Origin of the sequence: Sphingomonas sp. Leaf407, assembly GCF_001425385.1 — a bacterium.
Classification (GTDB): domain Bacteria; phylum Pseudomonadota; class Alphaproteobacteria; order Sphingomonadales; family Sphingomonadaceae; genus Sphingomonas.
Genome location: NZ_LMQO01000001.1, coordinates 275,374 through 298,592 on the forward strand (window position 1 = coordinate 275,374; position 23,219 = coordinate 298,592).

Annotated in this window: 24 protein-coding genes; 8 read left to right on the plus strand and 16 right to left on the minus strand. The window is 68.4% G+C overall.

Annotated elements, in window-relative coordinates:
* Nucleotides 1–63: 63 nt before the first annotated feature.
* The 3 genes from ASG37_RS01255 to ASG37_RS01265 all read right to left on the minus strand — a co-directional run bounded on the left by ASG37_RS01255 (nt 64) and on the right by ASG37_RS01265 (nt 3,894).
* A complete protein-coding gene (locus tag ASG37_RS01255) occupies nt 64–891 on the minus strand; it encodes an alpha/beta fold hydrolase (protein ID WP_055755464.1) in 828 nt (275 codons plus the stop codon).
* 443 nt (nt 892–1,334) lie between these two features.
* The gene (locus ASG37_RS01260; RefSeq protein ID WP_055755465.1) at nt 1,335–1,520 is read right to left on the minus strand and encodes a hypothetical protein; all 186 of its coding nucleotides are present in this window, start codon (nt 1,518–1,520) and stop codon (nt 1,335–1,337) included.
* Nucleotides 1,521–1,623: 103 nt separating this feature from the next.
* A complete protein-coding gene (locus ASG37_RS01265) occupies nt 1,624–3,894 on the minus strand; it encodes an ATP-dependent helicase (protein ID WP_055755466.1) in 2,271 nt (756 codons plus the stop codon).
* A gap of 191 nt (nt 3,895–4,085) precedes the next feature.
* On the opposite strand from ASG37_RS01265, the gene ASG37_RS01270 reads away from it, so the two are divergent.
* Complete coding sequence (locus ASG37_RS01270; protein ID WP_055755467.1) at nt 4,086–4,391, plus strand: UrcA family protein; 306 nt, start codon at nt 4,086–4,088, stop codon at nt 4,389–4,391.
* A gap of 130 nt (nt 4,392–4,521) precedes the next feature.
* Here the strand turns inward: ASG37_RS01270 and ASG37_RS01275 are convergent, their stop codons facing one another.
* Nucleotides 4,522–4,956, minus strand: a complete 435-nt coding sequence (locus ASG37_RS01275) for a response regulator (protein WP_055755468.1) — start codon at nt 4,954–4,956, stop codon at nt 4,522–4,524.
* 64 nt (nt 4,957–5,020) lie between these two features.
* Between ASG37_RS01275 and ASG37_RS18180 the strand changes: the two genes are divergently transcribed.
* The 3 genes from ASG37_RS18180 (at nt 5,021) to ASG37_RS01290 (ending at nt 8,674) form a co-directional block, all read left to right on the plus strand.
* Entirely contained in the window at nt 5,021–6,817 is a 1,797-nt protein-coding gene (locus ASG37_RS18180) for a pseudouridine synthase (RefSeq protein WP_156349002.1), read from the plus strand.
* Nucleotides 6,817–7,356, plus strand: coding sequence for a 16S rRNA (guanine(966)-N(2))-methyltransferase RsmD (rsmD, locus tag ASG37_RS01285; RefSeq protein WP_055755469.1), 540 nt, complete (start codon nt 6,817–6,819; stop codon nt 7,354–7,356). Before ASG37_RS18180 ends, rsmD begins: the two co-directional genes overlap by 1 nt.
* A 139-nt stretch (nt 7,357–7,495) precedes the next feature.
* Nucleotides 7,496–8,674 (plus strand): GGDEF domain-containing protein, encoded by a 1,179-nt coding sequence (locus tag ASG37_RS01290; protein WP_055755470.1) that lies wholly within the window; start codon nt 7,496–7,498, stop codon nt 8,672–8,674.
* Here ASG37_RS01290 and ASG37_RS01295 read toward each other — a convergent pair.
* Nucleotides 8,658–9,920 (minus strand): MFS transporter, encoded by a 1,263-nt coding sequence (locus ASG37_RS01295; RefSeq protein ID WP_156349003.1) that lies wholly within the window; start codon nt 9,918–9,920, stop codon nt 8,658–8,660. The genes ASG37_RS01290 and ASG37_RS01295 overlap by 17 nt on opposite strands.
* 316 nt (nt 9,921–10,236) lie before the next feature.
* Between ASG37_RS01295 and ASG37_RS01300 the strand changes: the two genes are divergently transcribed.
* Nucleotides 10,237–11,841 carry an AmpG family muropeptide MFS transporter gene (locus ASG37_RS01300; RefSeq protein ID WP_055755472.1) on the plus strand — a complete coding sequence of 535 codons (1,605 nt, stop codon included), beginning with the start codon at nt 10,237–10,239 and terminating at the stop codon, nt 11,839–11,841.
* A 304-nt stretch (nt 11,842–12,145) separates the two neighbouring features.
* Here the strand turns inward: ASG37_RS01300 and ASG37_RS01305 are convergent, their stop codons facing one another.
* From ASG37_RS01305 to ASG37_RS01330, 7 genes are all read right to left on the minus strand, one after another.
* Nucleotides 12,146–13,450, minus strand: coding sequence for a bifunctional folylpolyglutamate synthase/dihydrofolate synthase (locus tag ASG37_RS01305; RefSeq protein ID WP_055755473.1), 1,305 nt, complete (start codon nt 13,448–13,450; stop codon nt 12,146–12,148).
* Nucleotides 13,451–13,457: 7 nt separating this feature from the next.
* On the minus strand, nt 13,458–14,309 hold the full coding sequence (accD, locus tag ASG37_RS01310; RefSeq protein WP_055755474.1) for an acetyl-CoA carboxylase, carboxyltransferase subunit beta: 852 nt from the start codon (nt 14,307–14,309) through the stop codon (nt 13,458–13,460).
* Complete coding sequence (gene trpA, locus ASG37_RS01315) at nt 14,306–15,106, minus strand: tryptophan synthase subunit alpha (protein WP_055755475.1); 801 nt, start codon at nt 15,104–15,106, stop codon at nt 14,306–14,308. The genes accD and trpA overlap by 4 nt, the downstream gene beginning before the upstream one ends.
* Nucleotides 15,103–15,357: an endonuclease domain-containing protein gene (locus ASG37_RS01320; protein ID WP_235525094.1), complete on the minus strand. Its 255-nt coding sequence runs from the start codon at nt 15,355–15,357 to the stop codon at nt 15,103–15,105. The genes trpA and ASG37_RS01320 overlap by 4 nt, the downstream gene beginning before the upstream one ends.
* A 1-nt stretch (nt 15,358) precedes the next feature.
* Nucleotides 15,359–15,484, minus strand: coding sequence for a DUF559 domain-containing protein (locus ASG37_RS17965; RefSeq protein ID WP_235525095.1), 126 nt, complete (start codon nt 15,482–15,484; stop codon nt 15,359–15,361).
* A 40-nt stretch (nt 15,485–15,524) separates the two neighbouring features.
* Nucleotides 15,525–16,754, minus strand: a complete 1,230-nt coding sequence (trpB, locus tag ASG37_RS01325; RefSeq protein WP_055755476.1) for a tryptophan synthase subunit beta — start codon at nt 16,752–16,754, stop codon at nt 15,525–15,527.
* Nucleotides 16,755–16,934: 180 nt separating this feature from the next.
* Entirely contained in the window at nt 16,935–17,570 is a 636-nt protein-coding gene (locus ASG37_RS01330) for a phosphoribosylanthranilate isomerase (RefSeq protein ID WP_055755477.1), read from the minus strand.
* A 318-nt stretch (nt 17,571–17,888) separates the two neighbouring features.
* Between ASG37_RS01330 and ASG37_RS01335 the strand changes: the two genes are divergently transcribed.
* The 3 genes from ASG37_RS01335 to ASG37_RS01345 are packed head-to-tail and all read left to right on the plus strand — an operon-like array spanning nt 17,889 to nt 18,821.
* On the plus strand, nt 17,889–18,149 hold the full coding sequence (locus ASG37_RS01335) for a hypothetical protein (RefSeq protein ID WP_055757166.1): 261 nt from the start codon (nt 17,889–17,891) through the stop codon (nt 18,147–18,149).
* Nucleotides 18,139–18,546 carry an SAM-dependent methyltransferase gene (locus ASG37_RS01340; RefSeq protein WP_235525096.1) on the plus strand — a complete coding sequence of 136 codons (408 nt, stop codon included), beginning with the start codon at nt 18,139–18,141 and terminating at the stop codon, nt 18,544–18,546. Before ASG37_RS01335 ends, ASG37_RS01340 begins: the two co-directional genes overlap by 11 nt.
* Complete coding sequence (locus tag ASG37_RS01345) at nt 18,543–18,821, plus strand: hypothetical protein (RefSeq protein WP_055755479.1); 279 nt, start codon at nt 18,543–18,545, stop codon at nt 18,819–18,821. The genes ASG37_RS01340 and ASG37_RS01345 overlap by 4 nt, the downstream gene beginning before the upstream one ends.
* A gap of 293 nt (nt 18,822–19,114) precedes the next feature.
* Here the strand turns inward: ASG37_RS01345 and pyrF are convergent, their stop codons facing one another.
* The 4 genes from pyrF to ASG37_RS01365 form a co-directional block, all read right to left on the minus strand.
* Complete coding sequence (gene pyrF / locus ASG37_RS01350) at nt 19,115–19,792, minus strand: orotidine-5'-phosphate decarboxylase (protein WP_055755480.1); 678 nt, start codon at nt 19,790–19,792, stop codon at nt 19,115–19,117.
* Nucleotides 19,789–20,085, minus strand: a complete 297-nt coding sequence (locus ASG37_RS01355; protein ID WP_055755481.1) for a lipopolysaccharide assembly protein LapA domain-containing protein — start codon at nt 20,083–20,085, stop codon at nt 19,789–19,791. Before ASG37_RS01355 ends, pyrF begins: the two co-directional genes overlap by 4 nt.
* 78 nt (nt 20,086–20,163) lie before the next feature.
* Complete coding sequence (locus ASG37_RS01360; protein WP_055755482.1) at nt 20,164–22,458, minus strand: patatin-like protein; 2,295 nt, start codon at nt 22,456–22,458, stop codon at nt 20,164–20,166.
* Nucleotides 22,455–23,150 (minus strand): endonuclease/exonuclease/phosphatase family protein, encoded by a 696-nt coding sequence (locus tag ASG37_RS01365; protein ID WP_055755483.1) that lies wholly within the window; start codon nt 23,148–23,150, stop codon nt 22,455–22,457. The genes ASG37_RS01360 and ASG37_RS01365 overlap by 4 nt, the downstream gene beginning before the upstream one ends.
* Nucleotides 23,151–23,219 lie beyond the last annotated feature (69 nt).

The window sequence follows — 23,219 nt, forward strand, 5'->3', positions numbered from 1 at the left end:
CGACAAGACGCGCAACGGCCCGCGACCATGGACCCCGGCCTCCGCCGGGGTGACGTGGCCGGCTCAACGCTGGCCGAGAAACGCCAGCAGATCGAGTGTCAGCCGATCGCTCTCGGTCGCGAACAGCCCGTGCGGCGCGCCGTCATATTCGATCAGCTTGGCATTCGGCAGCGCCTTGGCCAGTGCGCGGCCGGTCGCGTCGATCGGCACCGTCTGGTCGGCGGTGCCGTGAATGATGAGGGTCGGCACCGTGATCGACGCAATGTCACCCCGAAAATCGGTCGTCCCGAACGATTCCGCGCATGCCAGCGTCGGCTTCAGCCCCGCCATCATCGCCGTGTTCCACGACAGGTCGAGCGTTTCCTCGCTCACCGGGCTGGTGATGAAGCCCACGCCATAGAACTGGTCGAAGAAGGTGCGGAAGAATTTCGGCCGGTCCGCCTTGATATTGTCGGCGATCTCGTCGAGCTGCTCCTGCGCCACGCCATCGGGATTGTCGTCGGTCTTGAGCATGTACGGTACGACCGAGCCGATGAACCCGGCCTTCGTCACACCCTTGCCGCCGTGCCGCGACATGTATCGTGCCACTTCGCCGCCGCCCATCGAGAAGCCGATGATCGCCGCATTGTCGGTGACGCCGGTTTCCTTCATCACATCGGCCAGATCGTCGGCCAGCGTGTCGTAATCATAGCCCGACCACGGCTGGTCCGATCGGCCGAACCCGCGCCGGTCATAGGCGATTACCCGGTATCCGGCATCGGCCAGCGCCATCGACTGCGGGTCCCAGCTATCGGCCGACAGCGGCCAGCCATGGATCAGGATGACCGGCTGCCCCTGTCCCCAGTCCTTGACGAACAGGCTCGTTCCATCGCGGGTCTTGATATAGGGCATCGTACTTGCATCCTCGCTCAACGGGTAACACCGCTGGTGAACGAGCGACCTTCCCGCCGGTTGCTTGGACGCCGGTACGAAATCGTGCCCCGAAGATTGATCCAGCTCCCTTTCAACAAGCGTCATCCCAGCGAAGGCTTGGATCTCCCGGTGATGGCGCGCGACAGAAGCCGCTCGAGGCCCCAGCCTTCGCTGGGGCGACGCTTTCGTTCGGATGGACCGGGGTCTGGGACCGATCGACATTCAGTCGGCCGTGACGCCTGAACAGACCATCTCCGTCACCCCGGACTTGTTCCGGGGTCCACAGTGCAGCGATCGCTGCCGTTCGAGGCACTTGCGACAGCGTTCGCGGCCAGGTGGACCCCGGAACAAGTCCGGGGTGACGAAGTAGGGTGGTATTTCCGACTACGAACTGCACCGGAATAGCTGAATGTCGATCCAGCCTAGGACCGCGAAACGATGCCCAGCCGCAGCCGGTCGCCATGTTCGACCTCGGCCAGCAGTTGCGCATAGCGCTCGGCCATCTCGGTATGGACCACCCGCACTTCGGGCAGGAACGCGCCATCGGCACGCGCCCGCGCCTCGATTATGCGGCGGCGATAATAGTCGGCGTTGTTCCGTTGTTCCATCGAACATCTCCCGCAACATCAGTTGCTGAACAGGGGATGTACGGCAAAAACCATCCGTCGTTCCTGATCTGCATCAGTGGCGAACAGTATACGGCAAAAAAGATCAGTCGATCGTCACGAAGGTATCGAGCACGCGCTTGCGCCCCGCGGTCGCGAACTCGACTTCCAGCTTGTTGCCCTCGATCAGTTCGATCGTGCCATGGCCGAACTTCTGGTGGAACACGCGCTGTCCTTTTTTCAGGTCGCCGCGCCCCTTGTTGCCCAGGCTGATCGCGCTCGCCCGCGCCTCGACCACGCGCGACGGGGCGGGGGTGAAGGTCGACCCCTGCGACGCCGCGCGCTGCCAGCCCGGCCCACGCCCGGTGCCGCGCGACACATCGGCAAAGGGATCGCCGCGTTCGGACCAGTTGGCCCGCCACAGGCTCTCGCCACCTGCCATCGTCGTCTCGGTCTCGACATGCTCCGCTGGCAATTCGCCGACGAAGCGCGACGGCAGCGACGAATTCCACTGGCCATAGATGCGCCGGTTGGCGGCGTGCAGCACCACCGCCAGCCGCCGCGCGCGGGTGATCGCGACATAGGCGAGGCGGCGTTCCTCCTCCAGCGACGCGGTGCCGCCCTCATCCATCGATCGCTGCGACGGGAACAGCCCTTCCTCCCATCCGACGCAGAACACCGTGTCGAACTCCAGCCCTTTGGCGGCGTGGATCGTCATGATCGTGACCTTCGGCTCCTCGGCCGACGCCTCATTGTCCATTACCAGGCTGACGTGTTCGAGGAACGCGCCCAGCGAGTCGTATTCCTCCATCGCCCGGACCAGCTCGGTCAGATTCTCCAGCCGCCCGGCGGCCTCGGCGGTCTTTTCCGCCTGATACATAGCGGTATAGCCGCTCTCGTCGAGCAACTGCCGCGCCAGTTCGGCATGTGGCAGGCTCTGTGCCATGTCGCGCCAGCGCGCGAAATCGCCGACCAGCCGCCCGAGCGACTTGCGCGCCGCGCCGGTCAGCTCGTCGGTGTCGAGGATGCGCGCCGCCGCCGTCATCAGCGAACTGCCGGTCGCGCGGGCGAAACGGTGGACCGTCTGCACCGCCTTATCGCCCAGGCCCCGCTTGGGGACGTTGACGATCCGCTCGAACGCCAGATCGTCGGCCGGCTGGTTGACGACTCGCAGATACGACAGCGCATCGCGGATTTCGGCGCGCTCGTAGAAGCGAAAGCCGCCGACGATGCGATACGGCATGCCGGTTGCGATGAAGCGGTCCTCGAACTCGCGGGTCTGGTGCTGCGCGCGGACCAGGATGGCGAACCCGTCGAGGTTGCGCCGCTCGCGCTCGATCATGTCGGTGACGCGGCGTGCTTCCTCGGGGCCATCCCACACCCCGATCACGCGGACCTTTTCGCCCACGTCGCATTCGGTCCACAACGTCTTGCCCAGCCGCCCGCCGTTATGCGCGATCACCCCCGATGCCGCGCCGAGGATATGCGGGGTCGACCGGTAATTCTGTTCCAGCCGCACGATCTTGGCACCGGGAAAATCACGCTCGAACCGCAGGATATTCTCGACCTGCGCGCCGCGCCATGAATAGATCGACTGATCGTCGTCGCCCACGCAGCACAGGTTGCGCCGCTCCTGCGCCAGCAGCCGCAGCCAAAGATACTGGACGCTGTTGGTGTCCTGATATTCGTCGACCATGATGTAGCGGAAGCGCTGCTGATACTGCGCCAGCACCTCGCGGTTGGTCCGCAAGATCGTCAGCACATGCAGCAACAGGTCGCCGAAGTCGCAGGCGTTCACCGCCTTCAACCGGTCCTGATATTGCTGGTACAGTTCGCCGCCGCGCCCGTTGGCGAAGCGCTCGGCCTCGCCCGCATCGATGTCGGCCGGGGTCAGCCCCTTGTTCTTCCACCCGTCGATCAACCCCGCCAGGCTGCGCGCCGGCCAGCGCTTCTCATCGAGGTTCGCGGCGAGGATCAACTGCTTCATCAGCCGCAACTGGTCGTCGGTGTCGAGGATCGAGAAGTTCGACTGCAACCCGACCAGCTCGGCATGCCGCCGCAGCATCTTCGCGCCGATCGCGTGGAACGTGCCGAGCCACGGCATCCCCTCCACCATGTCGCCGACCAGCCGGCCGACGCGCTCGCGCATTTCCTTCGCCGCCTTGTTGGTGAACGTCACCGACAGGATTTCGGACGGATAGGCCTTGCGGGTGTAGAGCAGGTGCGCCAGCCGCGCGGTCAGTGCCGCCGTCTTGCCGGTGCCTGCCCCTGCCAGCACCAGCACCGGCCCGTCGGTCGTCAGCACTGCCTCGCGTTGGGGCGCGTTCAGCGTGCGCAGGTAGGGCGGTTCATCGGTGGCGGCAGGAACAGGCGACATGGCCGAACAGGTAGGGAACGAAGCGTAAAGCGGCAAGCAAGGAAGTTGTTTCGCAACCGTCATCGTATCGACATGGCCCCGCCACGATGCTGCAATGCGACACGGCTAGGGGCTACGTGCCGGCGGACGGCGGCACCCGGTTGGCGGGATGACCATCGGCGCGACGGGCGATCTTCGCAGGAGCCTTCCCCATGACCATCCGTACCGTCGCCCTGATGGCGACCGCCCTGACGTGCGTCTCGTCCGCCGCCCATGCAGAACTGCGCGAGCCGGTGAGCGCCCGCGTATCCTATGCCGGCCTCGACCTCGCCACTACCGAAGGCCGCCGCCTGCTCGACGCGCGGGTCGATGCCGCCGCGAGGCGCGCCTGCACCTCGGTCGTCACCGGTATGCGCGGCTATGCCGACATTCGCCGCTGCCGCACCGAAATGAAGCGCGACGCCCAGGTCCGCGTGGCGCAGCTCGCCCGGCCGGTAACGGTCGCCAGCGTCCGCTGACTATTCGTCATTCCCGCGAAGGCGGGAATCCATACACGCTGACAGTAGCGAACTAACCGCTACGCTGGCGTTTATGGATTCCCGCCTTCGCGGGAATGACGAACAGGGGCTTTGCCGAAGCGCTCAACGGCTACGCCGCACTGTCGAACAGATTGAACCCGCTCGGCAGGCGGTTGGGCAGCTTCTCCCCCCCGATGACCGCGCCGATCGCATTGATTGCGCCTAGCAGGTCCTTTTGCGGATAGGGCTTGGCGAGACACCCCGCCGCGAACACCCGCGCGCCCTCGGGGCACGCCCCCGTCACCAGCAGCACCGGTATGCCGCGACCATGCGCGGTGCGCGCCACGTCGACTCCGCTGCCGTCGGCCAGATTGACGTCGGCCAGCACCAAGTCCACTTCGGTCCCGCCTTCGATCACCCGCAGCGCGTCGGCGACCGAATCGACGGTCGCCGCGATCTCGAATCCGCTGGCGGTCAGAAAATATTCGGTATCGAACGCGACCAGCGGTTCGTCCTCGACCACGAGGATGCGCGTGATGTGCCGTTTCTTTCGACCGAACAACATGGACCCACTCGCTTTCCACCGGATGGCTTCCATCCTATACGATTGCGTCAAACTCACGAACGCGATGAAGGAACCGCTTTGGCGCAAACTTTCATCGCCTCGCCGCAAGCTGGATATTTTCGTCATCGCCACGCCTCCTGAATCCCCCGCCGAAACGCCCGCCGACGGCCAACGCATCGCGAAACTGCTGGCCCGCGCCGGCGTCGCGTCGCGTCGCGACATCGAACGGATGATTACCGCCGGCCGCATCGCGATCGACGGCGTCACCATCGAGACGCCGGCGACGATCCTGCGCAACTTGAAGGGCGTGACCGTCGACGGCGCGCCCGTCGCCGCACCCGAACCCACGCGCCTGTTCCGCTTCCACAAGCCCGCCGGCACGCTGACCGCCGAGCGCGACCATACCGGTCGCCAGACGATCTACGACCGGCTGCCCGCCGGGCTCCCGCGGCTCATCCCCGTCGGCCGCCTCGACCTGAATACCGAGGGGCTGTTGCTGATGACCACCGACGGCGAGCTGAAACGCCGCCTCGAACTGCCCGCCACCGGCGTCGAGCGGACCTATCGCGCGCGTGCCTATGGCGAAGTCAGCCAGCAGCAGCTCGAGGACCTGATGCTCGGCATCGAGATCGAGGGGGTGCGCTATGGCTCGATCAACGCCAATCTCGAACGGCGCACCGGTACCAACACCTGGATCGAGATGACGCTGACCGAGGGCAAGAACCGCGAGGTGCGCCGCGTCCTCGAACATCTCGGACTCAAGGTCTCGCGCCTGATCCGCACCCGCTACGGCCCATTCTACCTCGAAGACCTGCCCGAAGGCGAGGTCGACGAGATCCGCCAGCACGAACTGGTCGCCTTCCGCAAGACGCTGGTGAACAAGCCGACCGTCAAGCCGACGCCCGAGGGGGCCGATCCGGCGGCGCTGAAGGCATGGAAGCGCGCCAGCCCGCTGCCCCGCCCCGAACCGGTGGCGACGCCGCGCACCGACGAACGCCGCCCGCGTATCGAGCGCGACGGCCAGCGCTCGGGCTTCAGCGGCCGGCGCCCCGACCGCGAGGGGCCCGCCGGAGCGCCGGGGCAGGGCGAACGTCGTACGCTTGCTCCCCGCCCGCAAGGCGATGGCGAACGCCGCAGCTTCGGCGCCAGGCCGCAGGGTGACGGTGAACGCCCCCGCTTCGGCGCACGACCACAGGGCGACGGCGAGCGCCGCAGTTTTGGTGCCCGACCACAGGGCGATGGCGAGCGCCCCCGCTTCGGCGCGCGACCGCAAGGTGACGGTGAACGCCCCCGTTTCGGCGCCCGGCCGCAAGGCAGCACCGAGCGCGGCGGGTTCGGCGATCGTCCCCGGTCGACCGATCCGCGTCGTGCCGGCCCACGCACCCACGCCACCGAACGCCCGGTCGATCGTCAGGACGGGTTCGATCCGCTGACCCAGGCGGGACAGACCCCATCCGAACGCAAGCAGCCGGGGCTGGGCGATCGCCGGGCCTATGGCCATGCCCCTGATGGCGCCAACGCCCGCACCCGGCGGGCAGCAGCCTATGTCCAGCGGCCGGGCTATGACGGTGTCGCGCGGGTTTCACGCAAACCCCGCGACGACGAGCAGGAGTCGGCGCCCCGCCCGGCGCGTGGTCCCGCCCGGACCGGCGGTATCGTACGCCGTGAGGAACCCGCCCCCGCGCCCCCGCGCGGTCCGGTTGACCGACGCATGACGCAGGCGGAGGCGTCCGACGCCGATCGGGCCAGCTTCATCGACCGGCCCAAGCGCAAGCCGACCGGCTGGGCCAAGGCCACGCCATCGACCCGACCGACCAAGGGCAAGCCCAAGGGCGGGCGTCCGGGCGGGGGCAAGCGCTGATGCGGATCATCGCCGGAGAATGGCGCGGCCGCCCGATCGCCGCGCCCAAGGGAGATGCCACCCGGCCCACCGCCGATCGTACGCGCGAGGCGTTGTTCTCGATGCTGGCCAGCCGCATCGGCAGCTTCGACGAACTGGCGGTCGCCGATCTGTTCGCCGGATCGGGGGCGCTGGGGCTGGAGGCCTTGTCGCGCGGTGCCGCCACCTGCCTGTTCGTCGAACAGGACCGCGCGGCGCTCGACGCGCTGCGGGCCAACATCACCAAGCTGGGGGCGGGGGGCACCGATGTCCGCGCTACCTCGGTCCTGTCGCTCGGGCCAGCACCGCGTCCGCTCGACCTGGTGATGATGGACCCGCCCTATGACAGCGGCGCGGGTGCGGTCGCGGCGGACAAGCTCGCCCGGCTTGGCTGGATCGGCCCCGCCACCTGGGTCAGCGTCGAAACCGCGAAGCCCGAGACGATCGACCTGCCGCAATTCACGATCGATGTCGAACGTGTCTATGGCAAGGCGAAGATCACTCTGCTTCGCCTCGCCTGAACTGCCCGGGCCTGATCGATCGACGTCATGCCGGCGACGGGTCCGAGCAAAAGCAGCGGACTTCCAGGCGCGTTAACGCCTTGGTGGGGACGCCGTGCTAGGTCGGCGATCCAGTACGGTATCGGACGGAACAGGCCAGGTGGACGGTGCGATCTATGCGTTGATCGGGAATATGTGCGTCGCGGCGTTGTTCGCGGTGGCGTTCGCGACCATCCGCCTGTCCTATTCGGGCCAGCGCGAGGTGATGTGGTTCTTCGCGGTCTATGCGATCGGCATGCTGACCCCCTTGAGTGAACTGGGTGTCCGGCTGACCCAGTGGACGGGTACGTTCACCGCGACCAGCTATGCGTCGTTCCTGCTGTGCATCGTGCTGATGCCGCTGGGCTTCGCCGCGCTGGGCGGCCTGCGCAAGCCATGGGCGGCGGCCGGTGCGATCCTGCTGCTCGGTGTCGTCATCCGCGCCGGCATCTGGGGTGGGCCACGCAATACGCTGTGGTACGAACTCTGTTTCCAGGCGCCGTTCGCGACCGCCAGCGCGTTGTCGGCGGTCGTCGCGCAGCGAATGGCGCGTACCGGCGGCGGCCGGCTATGGTGGGGGCTGACCTTCGTCTCGGGGCTGCTCGGCGTCCACTTCCTCGTCAAGCCGTTCTTCGCCGCCGCCTATGGCTCGGGCGCCACCGCGCGCGACTATGCCGCCAGCGCCTATGCGCTGTTCTCGCAGGCGACCGGCGGCATCCTGATCGTTACCGCCGGGCTGATGGTGCTGTTGCTGGTGATGCAGAAGGTGATGGGCCACACCATCGCCGAATCCGAAACCGATCCGTTGACCGGCCTCGCCAACCGCCGCGGGCTGGAACGCCGCGCCGCGCGGCTGTTCGATCCTGCCGCCCGCTCGCCGGTCGCGGCGATCGTGTTCGACCTCGATCATTTCAAGCGGATCAACGACGGTTATGGCCATGCCACTGGCGATGCGGTGCTGCGTGCCTTCGCGCATGTCCTGCGTACCGCGCTGCCGCCCGACGCGCTGGTCGCCCGGCTGGGTGGTGAGGAATTCGTCGCGCTGCTCGACCGGACGACGCTGCGCGGCGCATGGCTTTCGGCGCAGGCGGTGCGCGGCGCTATGCCGGCAATGGGCGCGCACCTCCCGGCCGTCACGGTCAGCGCGGGGCTTGCCGAGCGTGAGGGCGGCGATACGCTCGAACGCCTGCTGGAACGCGCCGACGGCTGGACCTATGCCGCCAAGCGGGCGGGGCGCAACCGCGTCTGCCCGATGCCCGAACCGGTCGGGGCGACGCCGCCGTTCAGCGCCTCGGCGTGATGGCGAGGCCGATCAGGCTCGCCACCCCCGCCGCGCCAAGGATCATGCCGACCGCGCTCAGGCCATGTCCGACCGACAGCGCCTGCGCGATGCTCGGGGTCAGCCCGCCACCGATCACCCCGCCGACGTTGAACGCCATCGACGCGCCGGTATAACGCACCCGCGCCGGGAACAGCGAGGGCAGCCAAGCGCCAAGCGGCCCATAGACTAACCCCATCATCAACAGCGCGAACGACAGCCACGCCCCGATCGCGAACAGGCTGCCCGCACCGACCATCGGCGCCAGCAACGCGCCCGCCGCGACCACGCCGACGCAGCCTCCGGCAAGCACCCGCCCCGGCGTCGCCCGGTCCGACCACCATCCCGCCCACCCGATGCCGACTGCCATGAACAGGATCGCGACCAACTGCGTCTGGAGGAACGCGCCGCGCGGATAGCCGAGCGTCGTGGTGCCATATCCCAGCACGAACGTCGTCGCGATGTAATAAAGCGCGAAACAGGCGACGACCCCGAACGTCCCGGCCACGGTCGCGCGCAGATGCCCGGCCGCCAGTTCGGCGATCGGCACCCCGGCGGGCGCCTCCTGCTCCAGCGCGGCCCGGAACGCCGGCGTCTCGGTCAGCTTGAGCCGCACCCACAGGCCCAGGCCCACCAGCGCGACGCTGAACAGGAACGGCAACCGCCAGCCCCACGCCACGAAATCGGCATCGCTCAAGCTCAGGCCGAGGATCAGGAACAGCCCGTTGGCGGCGATGAACCCCACCGGCGCGCCGAGCTGCGGCACCATGCCGAATCGCCCGCGCCACCCCGGCGGCGCATTCTCCACCGCGAGCAGCGCCGCGCCGCCCCATTCGCCGCCCAGCCCCAGCCCTTGCGCGAACCGCAACGTACACAGCAGCAGCGGCGCGACCCAGCCGACCTGGGCATAGGTCGGCAGGAACGCGATCAGCAGCGTCGACCCGCCCATCAGCATCAGCGAGGCGACCAGCGTCGATTTCCGCCCCAGCCGGTCGCCGAAATGTCCGAACACCACCGCGCCCAGCGGCCGCGCGATGAACGCGAGGCCGATCGACAGGTAACTCGCCATCAACTGCGCCGAACTGCTGTCCGACGGAAAGAACAGCGGCCCGAACACCAGTGTCGCGGCGGTCGCATAGATATAGAAGTCGTAGAACTCGACCGACGTACCGATCAGGCTGGCGATCAGGATGCGACGATGCGTGGCCATCGGATGGGGAACAGTCATGCCGGTGCGCCTACCCGATCGGCCGGGCAGGGCAAGAAGCTTTCGGTTGGCGGGGTTCAGGCGCAACTATCGGAGTGCGCCGCTGTTCGAAGGTAAGGGTGCTGTTCCGCGCCAGCCTGTTCGTCATTCCCGCGAAGGCGGGAATCCATAGACGCTGACGTCACGATAGACCCGAAGCGTCCGCGTATATGGACTCCCGCCTGCGCGGGAGTGACGAACGCTGTTGGTGTTTGTCCCCCATATCGCTCCGAATTCCAACCACCTTGCTCCAACCGCACCCCCCGCCTACGGTCCCGCGCTGCACAAGGGGACAGGCATGACCGACGCCGCGCCGACCGGACTGGCGCTGATCCGTACCGGGCTGGGCAATCGCAAGACGGCCACGATGCTGGCGTTCGGCTTTGCCGCCGGGCTGCCGTTCACGCTGCTGCTCGGCACGCTCAACGCATGGCTGGGGGAGGCGAAGGTGAACCTCGCCACCATCGGGCTGCTGTCGTGGATCGGGTTGCTCTACGCCTTCAAATTCCTGTGGTCGCCGCTGGTCGATCGCCTCCGCCTGCCGCTGCTCGAACGGTTCGGGCGGCGTAAGTCGTGGCTGCTGCTGTGTCAGGGGGTGCTCGCCGCCACCTTCGTCGCGCTGTCGGCGACCGACCCGGTGCTGGGGCTCGGCTGGTTCGCGCTGCTGGCGGTGATCGGCGCGTTCGCCGCCGCGACGCAGGACGTGGTGATCGACGCATGGCGGATCGACGTGGCGGATGAACGCGCGACGCTGGGCCTGCTGTCGTCGACCTATCAGCTCGGCTATCGCACCGCCAGCCTCGTCGGCGGCGCGCTGGCGCTGGTGATGGCGGCACGGATCGGCTGGCCACTGGTCTATGCGATCATGGGTGCCCTGATGGCATTGCTGCTGATCGTCACCCTTTTCGCGCCCGACACGCCGCGCCCGGCCGCGCTGACACCGGGCGAGGCCGCCATCGGCCCGTCGCGTGCCGACAAGCGCACCGGGCTCATCATCGTCGGCCTTTGCTGGGGCTGGGCGATCGTGACCATCGCCGCCTTCATGGCCCGTGCGCTCGCCGTCGGCCCGGGCGAAACGCCACCGAGCGTCGGCGATTTCACCCGCCTTACCGGCCCGTGGATCGTCGTCGCGACCGTCGTCGTCCCCGCGCTCGTCGCGGCATGGCTGACCCGGCGGAGCGGGGCGGGGACCGACCCGGCAACCGGCATCGTCGAACACGGCTATCGCGCGCTCATCCTGCCGATGGCCGAACTGGTCGGGCGGCTGGGCTACGGCGTGGTGATCGTCCTTGGGCTGATCCTCAGCTACCGGCTGTGTGATTCGATCTGGGGGCCGTTCGCCTATCCCTTTTATCTCACGGAACTGCACTACACGAACGACGAGGTCGCCTTCGCCTCCAAGATCTTCGGCGTCGGCATGACCATCCTCGGCATTTCGCTGGGCGGCATCCTGTTCGCGACGGCCGGACGGATGCCGACATTGCTGCTCGGCGCGATCGTCGCGGCCTTAAGCAACCTGCTCTATGCCGATCTGGCGGCCGGCGCGCCGGTGATCGATGCGGTGGCGGGCGCGACCGGGCTGCTGAACCTTGGCGTCGATGCGCGGATGGTCCGGCTGATGGTCGCGATCTCGGGGGAGAATATCGCCGGTGGCCTCGCCGGCGCGGCGTTCGTCGCCTATCTCTCCTCGATCGCCAGCAAGGAACACAGCGCGGTGCAATATGCGCTGCTCTCCTCGCTCACCCTGCTGGTCGGCTCGCTCGGCCGCGCGGGACTGGGCGAAGCGGTCGAACAAATGGGCTATGCCCCCGTCTTCCGCTTCACCGCCGCGCTGGGGCTGGTCGCGGTGGTGTTCGTCCTGCTCGAATGGGTCCGCTGGAGCCGCGAGACGAAGCGGGCCTGATTCCCCTGACACAAACGTCATCTCAGCGAAGGCGGGGATCTCCCGCTGACAGCGCGCGACAGGAGCCGCACGAGGCCCCAGCCTTCGCTGGGGCGACGATTCCTAGGGTAAGAAGTGGGTAGTTCACGCGAAGGCGCGAAGAAGGTTGGTTCGCGCAGAGGCGCAGAGGCGCGGAGGAGGTGGTTCGGGACGCAATGTCCCGTGCGATCGGGAGGCCGGCAACAGGCCCGCTATCGCGGGAAAGACAGCCTCGAACGCAACCTCCTCTGCGCCTCCGCGTCTCTGCGCGAACAAAATCTTCTTCCTAAGCCGGCACCTCATCATTCGCCGCCAGCACGGTGCCAGCCAGATACAGCGACCCCGCGATCAACACCGACTCCGCCCCGACCAGCGCCACCCGATCGAGCGCCGAAGCGGGATCGTCCGCCACCTCGGCACGTACTCCCAACGCCCGCGCCATCGCCGCCAACGCCTCGGGCGCATGACACGCATGCCCCGGAACCGGCACCGCCACCACATGATCGACGACCTGCGCCAGATGGCCCAGCACGCTGCGCCCATCCTTGTTGGCGAGCATCCCCAGCACCAGCGCCGATGGCTCGCCCCGAGCGATCCGTGGCCACCAAGCTGCCACCTCGATCGCCGCCGATTCATTGTGCGCCCCGTCGAGCCACACGCCGTGCCGGGACACGACCCGTCCGGTCAGCGGCCCGCGCTCGCGCAACCGCTGCATCCGCGCCGGCCAGCGCGCCGCCCCTGCCGCCGCGACGATCGCCGCATCGGGCACGTCGACCGCCGTCTGATGCCGCAGCATCGCTGCGGCGAGCGCCAGATTGTCGCGCTGATGCGCCCCCGCCATCATTGGCATCGGCAGCGTCAGTTCGCCCCAGTAATCGGTGTAGCAACCATCATCAGCCCGCCAGTCACTGTCCCGACAATAGAGCGTCGCCCCGACCGCCGTGGCGACCTTGCGTACCCGCGTCATAACCTCGGGCGCATAGCGCTGCACCACCAATGGCACGCCCGGCTTGGCGATCCCCGCCTTCTCGCCCGCGATGCCGATCAGCGAGTTCCCCAGAAACGCCTCGTGATCGATCCCCAGCGCCGCGATGCCGCACACCGCCGGTGCCGGCAGAACGTTGGTCGCATCCAGCCGTCCGCCCAGACCCACCTCGATCACGCACGCCTCCGCCGGCGTCCGCGCAAAGGCGAGGAACGCCGCCGCCGTCGTGATCTCGAAGAAGCTCGCGCCGATCCCGTCGGCCACGTCCAGCACTTGCGCCAGCAGCGCCGCCAATGCGCCGTCGTCGATCAGCGTGCCGCCCAACCGGATACGCTCGTTGAACCGCACCAGATGCGGACTGGCATAGACATGGGCGCGCAACCCCGCCGCTTCGATCGCGGCGCGCAGATAGGCGCAGGTCGATCCCTTGCCATTCGTCCCCGCGACATGGAACACCGGCGGTAGCGCCAGATGCGGATCGCCCAGCCGCGCCAGCAGCCGCGTGATCCGATCGAGCCCCAGCACATCGGCGCCGGGCGACAACAGGGTCAACCGGTCGAGCTGCGCCTGCACCGCCGGGTCGGCCGAAATCGCGAAATCGGGCATGCCCGGCTCAGGCCGCCGCCTTCTGTCCCAGAAACTCGATCAACTGCGCCAGTTCGCCGGGCAGGTCGCGGCGATGCGTCACCCGGTCGATCAGGCCGTGATCGCGATAATATTCGCTGGTCTGGAAATCGTCGGGCAGCTTCTCGCGGATCGTGCTCTCGATCACCCGCCGCCCGGTGAACGCCAGCGTCGCCTTCGGCTCGGCGATCTGCACGTCGCCCAGCATCGCATAGGCGGCCATCACGCCCCCCGACGTCGGATCGGTCAGCACCACCAGATAGGGCAGGCCCGCATCGTGCAGCATCTCGATCGCCACCGTGGTGCGCGGCATCTGCATCAGGCTGAGGATGCCCTCCTGCATCCGCGCGCCGCCGCTGGCGGTGAACACCACATAGGGCACGCCGCGCGCGATCGCCGCCTCGACGCCGGCGATGAACGCCTCGCCGACGAACTGCCCCATCGATCCGCCCATGAACGCGAAGTTCTGCACGCCGATCACGCAGCCATGCCCCTGAATCATACCATAGGCGTTCTGAAACGCATCCTGCTCGCCGGTGTCGGTCCGCGCGGTCTTGAGCCGGTCGACATAGCGCTTGCTGTCGCGGAACTTCAGCGGGTCCTCGGCGACTTTCGGATTGGGCAATATCTGGACGCTGCCGTCATCGAACAACTGTCCGAACCGCTCCTTTGGCCCGATGCGGCCATGATGGTCGCACTTCGGACAGACGTGCAGATTCTCTTCCCATTCGCGGGTGAAGATCATCTGCCCGCACCCCTTGCACTTGTGCCAGAGATGGTCGGGCGTTTCCTTGCGCGCGACGAAGGGGAGGGCGTTGCGGACGCGGTTCAGCCAGCTCATGCCGGGTCCTTTGCCGCGTGGCGCACCGCGCTGGCAAGCGTTTCGATATAGGCGCGCACCGGCCCGGCGGCATCGGCCCCGTGCGCGGCGACGATCTCGACGATCGCCGATCCGACGACGACCCCGTCCGCCACGCGCGCGATGCTCGCCGCCTGTTCGGGAGTCCGCACGCCAAAGCCGACCGCGATCGGCAGAGTGGTCGCTGCCTTCAACCGCGCGACCGCATCGTCGATCGACGCCTGCACCGCCTGTTGCTTGCCGGTGATCCCGGCGACCGAGACGTAATAGAGGAACCCGCCGGCCCCCTCCAGCACGGCGGGCAGCCGCGCGGCATCGGTCGTCGGCGTCGCCAGCCGGATCGCGGCGATGCCATGGGCGCGCAACTGCACGCCGAGGCTGTCGTCCTCCTCGGGGGGAATGTCGACGCAGATCACCCCGTCGACGCCGGCGGCGGCGCAGGCCTGCGCGAACCAGTCCGCCCCGCGCCGCACCATCGGATTGGCATAGCCCATCAGCACCAGCGGCACGTCGGGGTGGCGCACGCGAAACTCGCCCGCGATCCGCAGCACGTCGGCGGTCCGCGTGCCCGCCGCGAGGCTGCGGATGTTCGCCGACTGGATCGCCGGCCCGTCGGCCATCGGATCGGTGAACGGCATGCCCAGTTCGATCACATCCGCCCCGCCCGCGACCAGTGCGTCGAGGATGGCGGGCGTCGCGTCGGACGTCGGATCGCCGGCGGTGACGAAACACACCAACGCTGCGCGCCCTTGCGAAAACGCCGAAGCAAGCCGGGTCAAAGCCCTCTCCCCTTCAGGGGAGAGGGTTGGGAGAGGGGGTGGGTCAAGAAACCGTCCAACAAGCGCAACACGCCTTCCAGATTAAACATCACGTCAGAGTTAGTGAACCGCACTACCCGATAGCCTTGCGCGGTTAAATACGCGGAACGAGCTTGATCATACGCAGCCGTCTCGCCATGCAAATGCCCGTGGAGTTCGATGATCAGCTTGGGCGAGTTGCAAGCAAAGTCGGCAATATACGACCCGATCACCTTATTGCCGCCGAAACTTGACCCCCGCAAACCGCTCGGTGCGCAACGCGAACCACAGCTTCTGCTCGGCAGGGGTAGGGGCTTTGCGCGCTGCCTTCGCCCGTTCGGTCAAACCAGCGTCGCGCACTGCCCCTCTCCCAACCCTCTCCCCTGAAGGGGAGAGGGCTTTAGATTTCTACCCCCAGCGCGCTTGCCACGGTGAAAATATCCTTGTCTCCCCGCCCGCACAGGTTCGCCAGGATGATCTGGTCGCTGCGCATGGTCCTCGCCCGCCGCGCCACCGCCGCAATCGCGTGCGCCGGCTCCAGCGCGGGGATGATCCCTTCGCTCCGACACAGCATCTGGAACGCGTCGAGCGCGTCGACATCGGTCGCGCTGTCATACTCCACCCGGCCGATGTCACGCAGCCACGCATGTTCCGGCCCGATCCCCGGATAGTCCAGTCCCGCCGAGATCGAATGCCCCTCCGCGATCTGCCCGTCCTCGTCCTGCAACAGATACGTCTTGTTGCCGTGCAGGATGCCGGGGAAGCCGCCCGCCAGCGACGCGGCATGATCCTTGTCCAGCCCGTGGCCCGCCGCCTCGACGCCCAGCATCGCGACCTCGGGATCGTCGAGGAACGGATGGAACAGCCCGATCGCGTTCGACCCGCCACCGATCGCCGCGACCAGCAGGTCGGGCAGGCGCCCGGTGCGCTCCAGCATCTGCGCGCGCGCCTCGCGGCCGATGATGCTCTGGAAATCGCGCACCATCTCCGGGTAGGGATGCGGCCCCGCCGCCGTGCCGATGATGTAGAAGGTGTCGTGGACGTTCGCGACCCAGTCACGCAGGCCTTCGTTCATCGCATCGGACAGCGTGGCCGCGCCGCTCGTCACCGGCCGCACCTCGGCACCCAGCAGCTTCATGCGGAACACATTGGGCTGCTGCCGCTCAATATCGCGCGCACCCATGTAGATGACGCAGGGCAGGCCGAAGCGCGCGCACACGGCGGCGGTCGCCACGCCATGCTGGCCAGCACCCGTCTCGGCGATGATCCGCGTCTTGCCCATGCGGATCGCTAGCAGGATCTGCCCGATGCAGTTGTTGATCTTGTGCGCGCCGGTATGGTTCAGCTCGTCGCGCTTGAACCACACCTGCGCTCCCATGCCCGGCGCGGCCGACGCGCGCAGCGTCTCGCTCAACCGTTCGGCATGATACAGCGGGCTGGGCCGCCCGACATAATGCGTCATCAGGTCGTCGAACTGTGCCGCGAACGCCGGATCGGCCTTGGCCGCCGTATATTCGCGATCGAGGTCGAGGATCAGCGGCATCAGCGTTTCCGCGACATAGCGGCCGCCGAAGTCGCCGAAATGCCCGCGGTCGTCGGGCTGGGCGCGGTAGCTGTTGGGGGCGTTCATGGGCCGTCCGTTACGCCCGCGCGTGCCCGCTGTCGAGGGGATCGGGGACTGACCGGGACATGCGCGGAAGCGCCCGTTTCGGCAGTTCAGTCCATTCCACTCGCAAACGTTACCCCGGACCTGTTCCGGGGTAACGGATCGGGCCTGAAAGCATCCCGGATCGCTGAACGTCGATCCGCCCTAGGCGTCCGCCACCGCCCGTCCGAACGCCACGATCCGCTGAATATCCTTCACGCCGGGCGCGCTTTCCACGCCCGACGACACATCGACCAGCGGCGCGCGCGTCACCCGGATGGCCTGCGCGACATTGCCCGCGTCCAGCCCGCCCGACAACGCCCATGGCAACGGATGCGCGAAGCCGGCTAGCAGCGTCCAGTCGAACCGCACCCCCATGCCGCCGGGCAATGCCGCACCCTCGGGCGTCTTGGCATCGTACAGCACGCGGTCCGCCGCGCCGCCGAGCGCCCGCGCCCCGTCCAGATCGGCGCGCGTCTTGACCGCCACCGTCCCCCATGTCTCGCGCCCGAACCGCGCCCGGATCGCCGCGATCCGCGTCGGCGCGGTCTTGTGCAACTGGATCGCGTCCAGCCGCCCCGCCGTCACCGCCGCGTCGAGCAGCGCATCGTCGGGATCGACGAACACGCCCACCTTCGCGACTCCGCCCGGCACCTGCGTCGCCAGCCCTGGCGCCTTGTCGAACTCCAGATGCCGGGGGGAGGGGGGGAAGAACACGAAGCCGACATGGCTCGCCCCGGCGGACAGCGCCGCCGCCAGCGTCTCGGGCGTCGACAGGCCGCAAATCTTGAAACGGGTCATCGGTCGCTCACCACACAAGAGAAAACATACCCGCCCCGCGAGGTACGGCCCCACATCCTTTCCTCTCCCTGACAGGCGAGGGGCCGGGGGTACGGGGCAGGGGCCGACACAGCCTCGCCGACCCGCCCCCGCTCCCTCCCTTGTCAGGGAGGGAGCCGCCACACAACCGGAGACCGCCGGTCCGCCACCACCCGTCACCCGCGAACCCTATGCCGCCACTACGCACTTTCCCGGAATCGATCTCGAATCGCTATGGCGCGGGGCGTAGCTGATCGGGGCGGGCACATGCACGCCCGCGCCACCGAAGGTTTCCCGATCATGTCGCCTACCCCCCAACCGGACCCCGCCGACCTCGTCGTGCTCTATGTCGGTCAGGATGTCGCCGGCCACTGGCTGGTGCAGGACGCCGCCCGTCTGCTCGAAGGGCGTTTCGTGTCGCTCACCGCCGCGCTCCGCTTCGCCGAGGCCGAGCGGCAGATGTACCATGCCAGCGTGCGGCTGGCGACGATGCCGCTGGTCCCGGTGATCCCGTTCGGCCCGGTCGCGGCCGATGTCCGGGCGCTGCCCCGTGCCGCGTGAGCGCGCCCGGTCCGACCCACGCTGGGCGGATGTCGCCGCGACGCTCGTGGCGTTGCGCGATCGTCGTCGCCATGCCGTGCGCATCGTCGATACCGATTGCGGCTGCGGCACGCTGCTGATCGCCGCGCTCGCCCATGCCCGCAGCCTTGGCTTCACCGCGATCGAGGGGCGCGGCCTCGATCGCTCGCCGGCCTGCCTCGGCCGGGCGCGACGCGCGGCGGCCGCGCTGCACGATCCGGCGATCGGTGTGGCGTTCGACGCGACCGACGTGGCGACCGCGCTCGGCGAAGAGGCGGAGGCACCTGCCGACATCCTGCTGTGCCGCGCCGTGCCCGCCTGCGGTATGGCGGCGGGGCGGGTGGTGATCGCCGACCGCCATGCCGATGCCATCCAATGAGCCGCCGCAACCTGCGCTGGCGGGCCGCCGGCGTCGTGTTGCTGGCCATCGCCGGCACCGTCGCGGTCGTGGGCTACGGTGCGACGGCGACGCTCGTCGCGCTTCCCGCCGCGCTGCTCGGCCTGCCGCTCGCCCTCCACGGCAAGCGCGTGGCGCAGGCGATCCGCGCCTGTCGTCACGGCCATGCTACCACTGCCGCGATCGTCCACGCCGCGCACCGGCGGCGGCTATGGCGACCCGCCGGGCCGTCCCGCACGGACCGATCGATGCCATGACGGCGGAATAAACGGCCGAGTCGCGCCTCAGTGCTAACTGGTGCTTGCTGCCGCTCGCGAATGCGCGATGTGCAAACTTCGGCGCCGGAAATTGATATGTCGGTCGGACAAAAGGACTATATTGCAATAATTTGCTACAATGGCCCGGCCGTGTGGGAGGGCGTTGCGTGTAAACTTCGTCATCTTTCACGCGCCATGGGCAAAGCCCATGGCGTCGGTCGGCGCTCCTCGCGCCGCCGGCCGAACGCGCCTTGTGCGGCTCGGTGCAGCTTCGCTGCACCTTGCCCGGCGCGTCAGAGCGTTGCCTCGATCGCCCTAGCTGCCTGGTCGGGGTCCTCGGCCTGCGTGATCGGTCGGCCGATCACTAGCACCGATGCCCCGGCGTCCAGCGCGGCGCGTGGTGTCACCACCCGCTTCTGGTCGCCGACACCGGCGTTCGCCGGACGGACGCCGGGCACCACGAAGAACCCTTGCGGCCACACCTTCTTGGCCGCCGCGACCTCGGCACCCGAACACACCACCCCGTCGATCCCGGCGCTCTTCGCCAGTTCGGTCAGCCGCACCACCTGCTTGTGCGGGTCGGGGGCAAGGCCGATCGACGACAGGTCGTGGCCGTCGAGGCTGGTCAGCATCGTCACCGCCACCACTTTCGTGCCGACCGGCGCGGCGGCCTTGGCATCCTCCAGCATCGCCCGCCCGCCGCTGGCATGGACGGTCAGGATCGCCGGATCGAGCGGCCCCAGCGCCTGGATCGCCTTGGCGACGGTATTGGGAATATCGTGGAATTTCAGGTCGAGGAAGATCGGCAGGCCAAGATCGGCCATCGTCCGCACCCCCGCCCGGCCATTGGCCATGAAGAACTCCAGCCCCAGTTTCAGCCCGCCGACATGGCCCCGCACCTTGTGCGCCAGCGCCTTGGCCCGCTCCAGATCGGGGGTGTCGATCGCGACATAGATCGGCGAGCGGCTCATGCGACCACTCCCGTCACGGGCTGCGGCACCACCACCGGCTCGACCGGCTTGGCCAGCGGCACCGTCCGGTCGGCGGCGAACAGCCGCTGGCGCATCCGCCACCGCGTCAGCCTGAGCGCGACGAACGTCGGCAGGAACCCCGCGAGGAACGTGACGAGCAGCAACAGCGGCAGGTTCACATCGGCATACAACGTCCCCCACAGCTTCAGGGGAACCATCGTCATGTTGTTGAGCGCAAAGGCGACGATCACCCCCACCAGCAACGCCCAGAACAGGGTTTTCAGGAACTGCATGGGGCCTTGCCTCTCGTGTCGCCGGGGTATCGTCCTTTCCTTACGCCCGCCCGCCCGCTTTTTCCAATAGTGGTGGTGTCAGCCGATCTCGGCGCGCAGCTCGGCGAACAGGTCGCCGATCGCCGCCAGCCGTGGTTCCTCTTCGTCGAGGATCGCCACGAACGCACGGCGTTTCAGCGTCGCGACATAACCCGGTGGCAGGTGGACATCGGCCGGCAGCGTCGACAGCGCGATGTCGATCATCCGCTCGGCACCATGCAGCCGCCCCCACAGATAGTCGTTCTCGCGGTACGACCGGCTGAAAAACGCCCCGAAATTATGGAAGCGGATGCCCTTCAACGTGGCCTCCGCCCCGCCACCCCGGATCGAGGGGGCATCGTCGGGCGCGATCCGGTCGACCCGCACCGGATCGAACTCGTCCAGCCCCTCGCCCCCCAGCAGCGGCAGCGTGGCGACGTCGAAGAACGGAAAGCCGAGATAGGCAAGCAGCAGCGGCCGCCGGATTTCGCGCGGCATCGCGGACAATGCCGCCGACAGCCGGGCATCGGTATCGGCATCCAGCGTCGGCAGGTCCATCGCGTCGCCCATCGCCGCCAGTACTTCCGCCGGATCGGCCCGCGCATCGCCGGCCAGCGATTTCAGCCCGGCGAACCGGTCGGCCCGCTCGCATGCCAGATAGGGGGCGAGGCTCGCGAACACCGCTTCCCGCACCGCCGCCAGCGGCGCGCTGCCATGGGCACCTTCCATCGTGGTCAGCGTGCGCACCAGCAACCGCAACCGGCGGATGCGGAACGGCAGGTCGTGGCTGCGCAGGAAATCGATCGTCGCGTCGCTCGCGCCCTCCGGGCCGAAGCAATCCGCCCCCGCCGCCCGCACGGCACCGGCGAAGCGCACCCGCGTCCGCCGCACCCATTCGGGCGAGGCGTCGCCGGCGATCGCCCCGGCCTGCGCCGCCAGCCGGTCGAGCAACTGCCCGATCTTGAGCAGGCCATAGGCGGCATGGCCGATCCCGGCCTGTTGCGCGGCGCGCACCTGCGCCTTGGCGCGCCATCCCGCCAGCCGCGCCGGCGTCGGCCAGTCGAGGAACAGCGTATAGCCGAACAGTGCCTCGACCTGTTCCTCCACCGGTCCGCGCACCTGCTCGACGATCGCCAGCATCCGCTCGATCTGTTCCGAGCGCCGCTGGATCGCATCCAGATTGTCGCGGATTGGCTGTTTGCGCGGCAGTTCGGACAATGCGCCCAAAATCGTCTGGAGGAACCCCGGCGGCCCTTCGCTCGCCGGGGCGAGACCGAATTTATGCCCCGGTGCCGGGTCGAGATAGACGAAGCGCCGGTCGATCTGCCGCTTGGCCGGGCGGTTGCGCAGCGCATCGATCGCCGGCTGGAACGGGGCATTGGCCAGCACCGATCCGTCGATCAGCGTCGCCGCCTCCGCCATGCCGACCGCCGACTGGCGCGGCAGCACGCGCCGCAGGAACGCCTCGCGCCCGTCCCACGCCATATCCCGCTCGGTAAGCGCGGCGTCCAGCTCGCCGACGCGGAACGGCGGAAAGGCACCGGGAAAGCTCGACGTCGCCCGCGCCGCGAACACCAGCTCGGCCGCATCGGCCAGCGTCCCCCCGGCATGATCGCTGAACCCGATCACCAGCCGGTGTTCGGTTTCGACGACCTCGGCCGGCGAATTGAGCCGCAGCAGTTCGGGGTGGCCGGTGAAGTCGGTCACGGTGACGAACAGGTCGAGCGGCTGGCCATCGGGCAACAGCCTTGGCCCTGCCGGGGCCGCTGCCATCGCGGCAAAGGCATCGAGCAGCATGTCGACCATCACCCGCCCGCCGAACGGCGGCTCGAACCAGCGCGCGCGAAAGAAATGGTCGAGCTTGGCACGCAGTTCGTCGCGTGCGGCCCGGTCGACGCTCGACACCTCTTCGCCCTCACGGCCCAGCGCCATCCACGCGATCGGCCGCGCCCATGGCCGCGACAGCGCGCTCGCCGGGGCCTGCACCGGATCGATCAGCGCCTCGATGTCGGCCTTGTCGAGCCACAGCGCGGTCAGCGGGTCGAGCGACTGGCCGGTGGCGATCGCCTGCGCCAGAAACACGCCATTGATCCCGCCGGCACTCGCCCCGGCGACGATGTCGACCAGCACGCGCAGCCGGATGCCGGTCCGCGCCGCCAGATCGGCGAGCATCTCCTGATACACGCCGGCGCTGCCGGTCAGCGGCTCGGCACCGTCCTGCGCCGCGCGGCTGGCGCGGGCGATGTGCCAGATCTCCTTGACCAGCCCGTGCATGTAGACCGCGAGGCTGATCCCGCCGTAGCAGATCAGCGCGAGGCGCAGTTCGCGTTCCTGCGGCGGGCGGTCGGCGCTCACGAAGCGTCCAGCACCGCCCAGATCGGCAGATGGTCCGACGCCTTGCGTGCCGCCGCGCTATGGTGGACGCCCGCCTCGACGATGCGCAGCGCCGGCGACACCATGATCCGGTCGAGCCGCCCGATCGGCCGTCTGGCATGAAAGCTGGGACCGGTATCGGCGAAGCGGTGATCGCGCGCGAAGTCGCGCAGGCAGCCGGACTGCGGCGTCCATTCGTTCAGGTCGCCCATCAGCACGCAGGGCAGATGCGGCGCGCATCCGTCCAGTTCACGCAGGATCGCGTTCGCCTGTTTGCGCCGCCACAGCCCGGACAGATCGAGGTGCATGCCGACCACCCGGATCGTCACGCTGCCGATCGTCACATCGGCGCGCACCGCGCCGCGCGGTTCCAGCGCCGGGATCTCGATCCGGTGCGGCTCGGCGATGATCGCACCTTTCCGCACCAGCAGCGCATTGCCGTGCCACCCCATCGACTGCGCCCGCATCGCCACCGGCACCGCAGCCCACGGACTATGTTCGTCGAGCATGTTGAGCGGGATGACGCCGGCCCGTTCGCCCAGCCGCCGGTCGCATTCCTGAAGCGCGATGATGTCCGCGTCGATCTCGCGCAGCACCTCCAGCGTGCGTTCCGGCATCCGGCGGCGATCGGTGCCGATCGCCTTGCGCATGTTGTAGCTGGCCACCTTTATCATCGTAGCCGATCCAACGTCGCTTGCACGGTTTCGTTTCGTGGCCGCAGCGAACCGGGACCGATCGACATT